This window comes from Mycobacterium sp., from assembly GCF_052144515.1.
Classification (GTDB): domain Bacteria; phylum Actinomycetota; class Actinomycetes; order Mycobacteriales; family Mycobacteriaceae; genus Mycobacterium.
Genome location: NZ_JBKQQD010000171.1, coordinates 1 through 9,843, shown reverse-complemented (window position 1 = coordinate 9,843; position 9,843 = coordinate 1). Strand labels below are relative to the sequence as shown.

Below are 9,843 nucleotides of genomic sequence, written 5' to 3'. Positions count from 1 at the left end.
GATCCGGTACGGACAGAAAACGCTCATCTTTCTCGTGAACAACCGAGGTTACGTCATCGAATCCGAGATCCACGAAGGACCCTACAACTACTACAAGAACTGGGACTACGCCGGGCTCGTCGACGTGTTCAACGCAGAAGACGGCGCTGGGCTAGGGCTGACCGCGTCCACCGCGGCCGAACTGGCCGACGCAATCGGCAAAGCCCGCGCCCACACGGGCGGGCCGGTCCTGATCGAATGCCAGATCCCCAACGACGACGCCAGCCCCGAGCTCATCTCCTGGGGATCCAAAGTGGCCGGCGTCAACGGCCGCCCGGACCCGCGGTTCTAAAGGACAGACTGCCGCTGACGCTTGTCCTTACATATAGCCAGCCGGCCGGTAGTGCAGGAAGCCGCTGAGGCCCACTACCGGCCGGCTCACCAGTACGGTGATTTTAGCCGTCGGCCCTGCTCAGGTTTCTGCGCGTCGGGGTGATCCCCTCAAAGGTGCGCTCTGTCAACAGCAATTGACTTAGACGCTCAGAGCGTGACCGGTAATCCTCTGCAGGTCTTAAGGTTCCAGAACTGGCGATGACTTGGAGGCTCTGGTTAATGGCCTGGCCGCAGTTGCTCTGTGGTCGGGTCGTCCTCGGTGACGGAGGCTACCGCGGTCGGCCAGCCCGGCGAGTTGTTCGGGGCGGAATTGTGAGCCCAGCCGCGCCAGGTCGGCTTCGGCGCGCTCGCGGGTCGCGAAATCGACCCAGCCCGGCACCCCGCCAACCGCAGCATCGAGAGCATAAAAAACGCCGTCACCGCCTCCCGATCAACGACCCCGCTGCAACTCACACCGCCAAAAAACCGAGCCCACCGACAAAAATGCCACCCAGAAAACGCAATGAAATAGCCGACTTTACTGGCTGCGCCGCGGTGTGGCGGGCATGGAAGATTGCATCATCTCCAACTGGGCCGGGTTGTGCGGCAAGAGGATTCAGCTGTTCAGCTCCTGGAACGCTGGCCGCTGCGTTGGCGCGCGAATGTGCAGCCGCCGCTGGCCGGCTGCACCGGGTCGGCACCCGGTCCATCGCGCTTACCCAACATCGCCTCTGCTTGACGCGGATGCCGACAACCCTTGCCCAGCGCATTCGACGCCCCCGCGAACGGGCTCGCTCAGCACCGCTCCTTGCCGACACACGACGGACAATACGCGGGAAACGTATAAGGGCTATACCGGTATAGCTGCGTACTATGCACTCACGCAGGACTTTTGGCGTTTCAACGACATCGACGGGAACACCTACTCTCCGCGCGACTCGCTCGCAACTGGTGCACGCATGAGTCATGGCCTGTAGAAGGTAAAACCGGCGCACAGACTGAGATTGAGTTGCGGTCCGCCAGCATATTCGGACTAATCCGCGTCTTTTGTCCCGAACATAACTGGCGAATTCGAGTCGTGGCGCCGCCATGAGGTCGGTGTGGCGTCGGCGCACCTAGGTGCCAGACTAGGCGGAGACTCGATCTCACTTAACGGCGAACTGCTTCTGCAGCAACGCGATTCGACGGTCCAAAGCATTCACTCGCCCTCTGGGCCCGGCAGGATTCATCTGGGCGTTGTGGCAAATGGGATGGTGACGTCAAGGGTCGTCCCGCTTCCGGGTGGACTCGTGACGTCCATCTGACCGCCAAGCGCCTCCACGCGGTCTTTGAGCCCGATCAACCCGGAGCCTTTCCGGAAATCGGCTCCTCCTGTCCCGTTGTCGTGAACCGACAGGTACAGGGCGCCGTCCTCGGTGTGGGCGCGCCCGCTCACCTCCGACGCGTGAGCGTGCTTTGCAGTATTAGTCAGCGCCTCGGCGATCACGTAGTAGGCGGCGACCTCCACGGAGTCAGGCAGTCGTTGTTCGATCGCCACATCCAAGCTAACCGGAAGCGTAGATCGGTGCGCCAAAGACTTCAGCGCGGAGGCCAGCCCACCCGCGGACAGGATCGCCGGATGAATTCCGCGGGAAATCTCGCGAAGTTCGGTGGTGACGTCGCTTAGGCCGCAGACAAGCACAGATAGCTCGGTTCTAAGGTCGACCAGTTCGGCCGGTACGCATTCGTGGGTCACCCGAGCACGCAGGGCCAGGGAGACCAGCCGCTGTTGGGCGCCGTCGTGCAGGTCGCGCTCAAGGCGGCGCCGCGCATCGTCGGCTGCCGCGACGATGCGTGCCCGCGATGCGATCAGCTCAGCGCGCGTTGTGGAGGCCGCGATCGCCGTCGCAACCAGGCCGGCGAACTCGGCGATGTGGTCCTCGGTGTCCCACGGGAAGGGTTCGTTGCTCTTCGTCGAGGCGGCGATCACACCCCATAGATGACCGGCCACGGTGATCGGGCAACCGACCGAAGAGCGGATTCCCAGCTCGCACGCTTCCTCGGCAATCGCGCCGGTGGCGCCGACGAAGGTTGCCACCCGCGCCGCAGCGCCGGTCCGCAGCACCGCGCCGGCGATGCTTGGACCGGACAGTTCCAATCGTGTGTCGACGGCCAGGCCCCGTTGGCCCGGCGCCCGGCTCCACGCGGCTACACCGATCGCTGATCCGTCCGGCTCGTAGCGCTCCATGCGCGCCAGATCGGCGCGGCACAGCAGGCCGACCTCTTGAGTGACTGCCTGAAACACTTCCGACGGCGGAGCCGAGCGCGCGACCAGGGTCGCGATCCGCCGCAGCGCTGCCTGCTCTTCCGCGAAACGTGCCGAATCGGCCGCCGCGCGCCGCAGCCGGTCGGCAAGCTGTCCCACCACGACCGCCGTGACGAGGAAGGCCACGGCCCCGAGGAGGTTGGGGCCGCTGAAGTTGAAAGCGAAACGTGGCGGTATGAATACGTAGTTGAAGACCGCGGCGCTGAGAACCGCGGTGACCACCGCCAGGCCGGTCCCCCATCCAATCGCAGCCGGCATGATCGCCAGCACGTAGAGCAAGGCGACATAGGCCAGGCGGCCAGTGCGTGGTTGGAGTATCAGGTCCAAACCGGTCACCGCGGCCACCAAGATCAGGCTGGTGAGCAGCCCGCTCAGCCAACTGATAATAGGTTTCACCCGGCGCTGCGCCATCTCACAATTCCTTAGGCGCATACTAACGGACCGGGCCTCGTAGCGGCATCCAAAGGACTAGCGAGGGATCGCGTCGGCGCAGTGGGCAGATCCAGCACCAGCCGCGTTCCCGGCCGGGCGTGGCTGAGGTGTCTTGGGGCCAGCGGCCAGAACGGAGCGCACGCTAGTGGTGTGCCCTGCAATAAATTGTCTATAGGTTGGGTCTGATTTCGGCATGAGACAACCGGTGCCTGCGTTGGCGATGTCGCCAGGACAACGTGAGGTGCTGGAGTCGTTGGCTCGGTCGCAGTCGGGTGCGCATCGGGAGGTGGTGCGGGCCAAGGCGCTGCTGATGGCCGCCGATGGTGTGGCCAACACGGCGATCGCGCGGTCGTTGTCGGTGTCGCCGGCGTCGGTGAAGAGCTGGCGTGAGAGGTTCACCGAGGAAGGTTCGGCGAAGTTGGGTCAGGTCCGTAAGGGTCGTGGCCGTAAACCGTCGATCCCGCAATCCAAGATCGATGAGATCCTCGATCTGACGCAGAACTACCGACCGAAGGGTGAAACCCATTGGAGCTGTAGGACGATGGCTGCTGCGGCGGGGGTGTCGAAGTCAACGGTGCAGCTGGTGTGGCACGCGCGGGGGCTCAAACCGCATCGGGTCAAGACGTTCAAACTGTCCAACGATCCGCGTTTCGAGGAGAAACTGGTCGAAGTCGTCGGGCTGTACATGAACCCGCCCGAAAAGGCGATCGTGTTATGCGCGGACGAGAAGTCCTCGGTGCAGGCATTGGACCGCACGCAGGCATCGCTGCCGATGGTCAAGGGGCGCGGCGAGACGATGACCCACGACTACAATCGGCACGGCACCACCACCTTGTTCGCTGCCCTGGACGTGTTGACCGGCACGGTGATCGGACAATGTATGCCGCACCACCGGCGTCAGGAGTGGTTGAAGTTCCTCAAGACCATCGACCGCGAGGTGCCCGAAGATCTGGCGATCCAACTGATCTGCGACAACTACGCCACCCACAAACACTAAGACGTCCGCACGTGGCTGGACAAACATCCGCGGTTCCACCTGCATTTCACCCCGACATCCTCATCCTGGTTGAACCTTGTGGAACGGTGGTTTCGCGAGCTGACCGACAAGGCGTTGCGGCGCGGGGCATTTCATTCCGTTCCCGAGCTGATCGCCTCGATCCAGGACTACATCGACTCACACAACGACGACCCACGGCCGTACGTGTGGACAGCGACCGCCGAATCCATCCTCGCCAAATTCGCACGCGGACGCATCGCCCTTGAAAGAGTCAGCTAAATCCAGACACAGCACTAGCGCCGTCCGACAATTGATACCCGTGAGGCGAACCACGTCGGAGATCTTTCCGATGCTGGTCCGCCGATCGGGCTCCATCTCAGAGCGTCGGCCACCACCGCGCTGGCCCCAGAAAGCGTTGACAACGCTCAGGCCGAGATGAGCCTGAGCGGCAGTCGCTCGTAGCAGCGGATGATGTTGTTGAGCGCCCAGGTCGGCTCGCCGGCGAGTTCGATTCGGCTTACCTGCCGCATCAACGCCGTGAGCATCGCCTCCATCTCGAGCCGGGCGAGCCCCTGTCCGGCGCAGGCATGCGTGCCGTGCCCGAAGCCGAGATGTCGGGTGGCATTGCGGCGGATGTCGAACACGTCGGCCTCTGGCCACTCGTGCTCATCGCGGTTCGCCGACGCGTACAGCACTAGCACCCGCGATTTAGCCGGGATCTCGATATCGCCGATTTCATTCGGCTGCAGCGACTTTCGGGTGAACGCCCGCAAGGGTGATTCGTATCGCAGCACCTCGTTGATCGCATTGGGCAGCAGGGACGGCTCGGCGCGCAGCGTATCCCACTGGTCGGGATGCAAAGCAAAGAGCGCCAGCGCACTGGCGATTCCGCTGATCGTGGTGTCCAGCGACGGAACAAGGTAGTCGATCATCAGCGCCGAGCACTCCGTGTGAGTTAGTTCCCCGGCGTCGGCGGCGGCGAGGATGTCATGACCCATGCTGCCGTCCATGACAGAGCGGTGGCTCACCACGTCCTTGGAGAAGCGCAGCATCTGTAGGCTGGCCCGCACCGACTTGAGGGCATTGCGGTTGAGCGGGCCAAGCACATCGAATGTGGCTCCGCCCCAACGCAGCAGGTGCTGGCGGCGGTCCTCCGGCCAGCCGACGAGATCGGGCACCACGGAAAGCGGCAGCGCGGTCGCCAGATCGCTGACACCGTCCACGCGTTGAAGTCGCACGGCGGCGGCGACCAGTTGCTCGGCCTGGCGGTTGACGGTGTCGCTCATCGTCCGCAAGGCCCGTGGCAGCAGGCGGTGCGCGACGAGCTTGCGCCGCTGGTCGTGTTGGTAACCGTCGCTGTTGAGCGTCGTGCCGCGAGACAGCCGATTGATCACACCGTTCAGCCCGACGCCTTCGCCGGAGACGAAGGCCGTGTCGTCGCGCAGCGCTGCTTTGCACTCGGCATAGCGCGGCAAGGCGTAGACCCGCTGCCTGCTCAGCCACACCACCCGCCCCATTCGGCGCAGGCGCGCGTAGTGCGGGTGCGGGTCGCGGATCGCCCGCGCCGAGTACAGGTCAGGTTTGTAGGCCGGGACGCCTGCGGGCCTAGGCATCGCCGCCGGTATCCGCGGGTGGCGCGAAAACCGGTACCGCGCGGCAGGCTTCGGCCAGATCGCGGCTCGCACATAGCACGGTCCGATCCGGCCGCACCACCGCGGCCCTGGCCCGGCCGGCCTGCAGCCACAGCGCCAGTTCCGTGCCGGGATGAGCCGCCACGACGACGGCGCCGCGGCGGGTCATTTCGTCCTGCTGCGACGGGTTGAGCGGAGCGGACGTGATGAGGGCGAACCTGCCGCCGACGATCTCGTCGAGCCGTTTACCCTCGAGTAGAACAGGATTCGGGCACAACCCGCCCGCCAACTGCCGCCGTCCGCGTGATTTCAATACCAGCTCACTGCTGTGCAACGCGGGCGTCGTGCTGTCGACGATCTTCTCCCGCACCCCGGGGACTAAATGCAGGCGCGGAACCACCACACGGCGGAGCAGGTTGCCCGCCTCGCCGCCCGCGGTCATCGCCGTACCCATCGCGAGCGCGAACCGGATCATGTACCGCACGTGCGGTAGGCGCTCCTGCTCATAGGTGTCGAGCACGCTCTCCGGCAACCATTCGCTGACCACGCCGGCAAGCTTCCACGCGAGGTTCATCGCGTCGCGCAGCCCCGCGCACAGGCCCTGGCCTATGAACGGCGGTGTCAGGTGCGCGGCGTCGCCGAGGATGAACATGTTGTTACGGCGCCAGCTGTTCGCCACCTGCGCACGGAACGTGTACTCGGCGACGCGCACGAGCTCTAGCTGTGGTGGCGCAACGTCTTTCACCCATGGGCGGATCAGTGGGTAAAGCGCCGCCATGGTGTTGTAGTCGTCGGCCGTCTCGTCCGGCAGCAGCCGGAACTCCCACCGGTAGCGGCTTTCGCCGATGCGCATGTAGGTGGCCGCTCGATGCGGATCGCACACCTGATGCACGCCTTGCCACTGGTTGAGCTCTGCGGTGCTCGCCACATCGACCACGAGCCAGCGCTGCTGGAACTTCAAGTCCTCCATGTGTGCGCCGATCGCGGTACGGACCAGGCTGTTGGCGCCGTCGCAGCCGAGCAGATACCGCGCCTCCACACTGTGCTCCTCACCGCTGACCCGATCGGTGAACGTGACCTGCACTCTGTCGGCCCCGATCTGAACCGCCTCGGTCACTTCGGCATTGACCCGGAGAACAGCGTGCGGGTAATGCTTGAGGTTCGCCCGCAGCAGCGCCTCCAATTCCGGCTGGTCAAACATGTTCGCCTGCGGGAAGCCGTTTGCGCTTTCGGCGCACTCCCGCTGAAACTGCGCAAGTACCCGCATGTTTCGGTCCCGCAGCTGCATACCACGGGCCGGTCGGGAGATCGCCGCGAACTCATCGGCGATGCCCAATCCGGCCAGTAGACGGTAGATTTCGTCATCGAGGTGAACGGCACGCGGCTGTGGGTAGACGTCCTCCCAGCGGTCGAGGACAAGACAGTCGACGCCATACTGGGCAAGCTTCGTTGCCGCGGTGATCCCGGTCGGCCCCGCGCCGACGATCACCACCGGGACGAAGTTAGGGTTCTCGGTCATGAGTACCTGACCACGTTGCGTTGCGTGCCGAGATCGATCTTACCGTCGGCGGTTCCGATGGTGGCCTCGACGACATTGCCGTCGTGCAGGTACTTCGTGTTCTTGGCCTGGCCGGCGAAGAACATCTTCCACTTGACGTCGTCCGGCAACAGACCCACGAGCTTCTGCACCGGCTTCGGCGGCGCAGACAGCGCCGTCCCGACCGGGGTGCCGGTCATCACCAGGTCGCCCGCGGACAGCTGCTGGAACAGCGCCAGCGCCGCAAGGGCCTGGACGGGCCGATAGATCATGTCGCCGTCGACCGTGCTGTCTTGACGCAGTTCGCCGTTGACGTGTAGCTGCAGCCGCAGTTCGCCGAAGCGACCGAGCTCGTCGGCGTCAAGCAGCACCAGCGCCGGGCCGACCGGCGTGAACGTCGGGTACGACTTGGACTCGTAGAACTGGGTTTTGGTCAGCTGCACATCGCGCGCCGACACGTCGTCGGTCACCACGAGACCGCAGATGTAGTCGGCCAGGTTGTCGGCGGTGATCGCGGTGCCGACGGGGATGTGGCGACCGATCACCAAGCCGATCTCCACCTCGTAATCCAGCAGGCGGACATGCGCAGGCTTGACGATGTCGTCGACAGGCCCGGCGATCGACCCCGACGCCTTGCGAAAAAACGTGAGCGGCACCTTCTTCGGGTCACCTCCGGTGTCCTTGACGTGCGATGCGAAGTTGGTCATCTGCGCGACGACGCGGCACGGCTTCGTCACCGGCGACAACAGTTCGAGGCTGCTCACCGGCACCGTCTCCGTGCTCGCAGCGGCCCGATTGATCGACGGGCGCTCGGCCAGCAGCTGCGCCGTCGTCGTCGCGTCGGTGTCGACCTTGGCCACGGCTTCGGGGCTGCCCGCCCACCAGCCGTCGGCGGTGTGATAAATCGAAATGGTCATGAGCGTGCCACTTTCAGAAGTCCCCGCAGACGGGTGATGTCGAATTCGTTGTCGTCACGGATCGCGGTCAGCATCGACCGCAGTTCGTGAACTGCTTCCCGGCTGGGGGTGATGCCGAGAAAATCCTTGGTGGCCGGTGGTCCCCACTGGGCCAGACCGGAAGCGGTGAACGGCGCCCATCCCGGTTCGAGGGTGTTGTCGAACATGTCGCCGTCGCTGAAGTGCTCGACCAGGAATCCGTCGGGATCGCGCCAGTAGTAGAAGATCTGGCTGCCCTGGATGTGCCTGCCGATCCCCCACGACCGTTGATACCCCAACTCGCGCAAGTATTCGCCGCCCGCCGCGATCGCGTCCAGATCGCATGTCTGATACGCGGAGTGCACATAGCGGTTCGACGGGCCCAACGCCAGTGCCAGCGTGTGGTGATCGGCGGGCGTCGAGCCGCGGTCGCAGCGGATGAAGCTCATCGTCGGGCCGCGGTCGCGCTGGCCCGCGTAGTACATGAAGTCGCTGACAATCAGACCCAAGTGGTCGAGGTACCAGTTGAGCGACTGCATATACGTGGTGCTCTGCAGCACGACGTGCCCCAACCTCTGCACGCCAGCCGGCTCGCGCGGTGGCCGCTGGGTGGCGTTGGCGCGGCGCAACTCATGCCCGAAGTTGTAGGTGTGCGACTGCTGCGCGGGCAACCCGGGCAACTCGTGCATCCCGGCGACGACGCGAACCGGAATCCCGCTGGGATCGGTCAGTTCTACCGCTACGCCGCCAACGGCCTCCGGCAGCGTGTGGATCTTTCGCCCGGTCGCGCCGGCCAGCCGCTCGACGTCGGCTCGGTCATCAGCGGCGAACGCGGGGCCGACGAACCGCGACCGCGGCCCGCGCCGGACGATCACGCACGGCGAGCCGGCATCCGTTCCCCGAAGGTGGAGCTCGTCGGCGGTGTGCAGCACGGTGCTGAAACCGAACGCCCGCGCGAAGGCTTCCGCGCAGACCAGGTCGGGTTTCTCGAATTCCAGCCACGCCAGATCGCGAACCTTGATCAGGGGATTCCGGGAGCGTCCGGGGTGCTCTTCGCGCCGGGCGCCTTGGTCGCTGTGCAGGTCTTTGTGGGCGTCGACGGGTGCGGCCACGGTGTCTCCTTCGCTTGACTGACGATATCGTCACTTATTTGAGGGCCCGCTGTCAAGACTTTTTGACGAAATTCTCAATATTGATGTTTTCTGCTAACATCTGCGCATGACCGCGGCACAACCAGTTGCCAATAACCGCATGGATCGGCGCAAGATGCGCACTCGCTCGGCACTCATCCGCGCCGCACAAACTTTTGTCGCGGCCGGCAAACTCAACGTGCCGGTTCTCGAAATCACCCAGGCCGCCGACGTCGGGATGGGTTCGTTCTACAACCACTTCGACAGTAAGGAAGAGCTATTCGAGGCCGCGGTCAATGAGGTACTCGACGACCTCGGCGCGATACTCGACAAGCTCACCACCGAAGGCGAGGATCCGGCGATGACATTCGCCCGCAGTTTCCGGCTGGTGGGGCGGCTGTTCAGGCGGCGCCCGGAGATGTGCCGGGTGCTTCTCAACGCCGGGTTGACGTTGATCTCCGCTGACCGCGGCCTGGCTCCGCGGGCTCTGCGTGACATCAGTCGCGCTGGGCGCGCCGGCCGGTT

7 protein-coding genes and 2 pseudogenes are annotated in these 9,843 nt (G+C 64.6%); 3 read left to right on the top strand and 6 right to left on the bottom strand.

The window, feature by feature from the left end:
• A partial coding sequence (locus ACLP9N_RS11605) for a thiamine pyrophosphate-dependent enzyme (protein ID WP_442407545.1) occupies positions 1-331 on the top strand: 331 nt, incomplete at its 5' end.
• Between the two features lie 285 nt (positions 332-616).
• On the opposite strand, the pseudogene ACLP9N_RS11600 reads toward ACLP9N_RS11605, so the two are convergent.
• Positions 617-763 (bottom strand): annotated as a pseudogene (locus tag ACLP9N_RS11600) (hypothetical protein); the annotation flags it as partial.
• A gap of 813 nt (positions 764-1,576) precedes the next feature.
• The gene (locus tag ACLP9N_RS11595; RefSeq protein WP_442407544.1) at positions 1,577-3,067 is read right to left on the bottom strand and encodes a DUF4118 domain-containing protein; all 1,491 of its coding nucleotides are present in this window, start codon (positions 3,065-3,067) and stop codon (positions 1,577-1,579) included.
• A gap of 214 nt (positions 3,068-3,281) precedes the next feature.
• Here ACLP9N_RS11595 and ACLP9N_RS11590 point away from each other — a divergent pair.
• A pseudogene (locus ACLP9N_RS11590) lies at positions 3,282-4,364 on the top strand (IS630 family transposase).
• A gap of 146 nt (positions 4,365-4,510) precedes the next feature.
• Here the strand turns inward: ACLP9N_RS11590 and ACLP9N_RS11585 are convergent.
• The 4 genes from ACLP9N_RS11585 to ACLP9N_RS11570 are packed head-to-tail and all read right to left on the bottom strand — an operon-like array spanning position 4,511 to position 9,300.
• The gene (locus tag ACLP9N_RS11585; protein WP_442407543.1) at positions 4,511-5,698 is read right to left on the bottom strand and encodes a cytochrome P450; all 1,188 of its coding nucleotides are present in this window, start codon (positions 5,696-5,698) and stop codon (positions 4,511-4,513) included.
• Positions 5,691-7,235 carry a bifunctional 3-(3-hydroxy-phenyl)propionate/3-hydroxycinnamic acid hydroxylase MhpA gene (mhpA, locus tag ACLP9N_RS11580; protein WP_442407542.1) on the bottom strand — a complete coding sequence of 515 codons (1,545 nt, stop codon included), beginning with the start codon at positions 7,233-7,235 and terminating at the stop codon, positions 5,691-5,693. Before mhpA ends, ACLP9N_RS11585 begins: the two co-directional genes overlap by 8 nt.
• On the bottom strand, positions 7,232-8,170 hold the full coding sequence (locus tag ACLP9N_RS11575) for a fumarylacetoacetate hydrolase family protein (protein WP_442407541.1): 939 nt from the start codon (positions 8,168-8,170) through the stop codon (positions 7,232-7,234). Before ACLP9N_RS11575 ends, mhpA begins: the two co-directional genes overlap by 4 nt.
• Positions 8,167-9,300 (bottom strand): VOC family protein, encoded by a 1,134-nt coding sequence (locus ACLP9N_RS11570; protein WP_442407540.1) that lies wholly within the window; start codon positions 9,298-9,300, stop codon positions 8,167-8,169. The genes ACLP9N_RS11575 and ACLP9N_RS11570 overlap by 4 nt, the downstream gene beginning before the upstream one ends.
• Positions 9,301-9,406: 106 nt before the next feature.
• Between ACLP9N_RS11570 and ACLP9N_RS11565 the strand changes: the two genes are divergently transcribed.
• Positions 9,407-9,843: TetR/AcrR family transcriptional regulator (locus ACLP9N_RS11565; protein ID WP_442407539.1), on the top strand; the 437-nt coding region annotated here is incomplete at its 3' end.

What these genes read in the sequence shown, in the direction of transcription:
- ACLP9N_RS11585 (WP_442407543.1), bottom strand. Translation starts at nt 5,698, where the DNA reads ATGCCTAGGCCCGCAGGCGTCCCGGCCTACAAACCTGACCTGTACTCG.
- mhpA (WP_442407542.1), bottom strand. Translation starts at nt 7,235, where the DNA reads ATGACCGAGAACCCTAACTTCGTCCCGGTGGTGATCGTCGGCGCGGGG.
- ACLP9N_RS11575 (WP_442407541.1), bottom strand. Translation starts at nt 8,170, where the DNA reads ATGACCATTTCGATTTATCACACCGCCGACGGCTGGTGGGCGGGCAGC.
- ACLP9N_RS11595 (WP_442407544.1), bottom strand. Translation starts at nt 3,067, where the DNA reads ATGGCGCAGCGCCGGGTGAAACCTATTATCAGTTGGCTGAGCGGGCTG.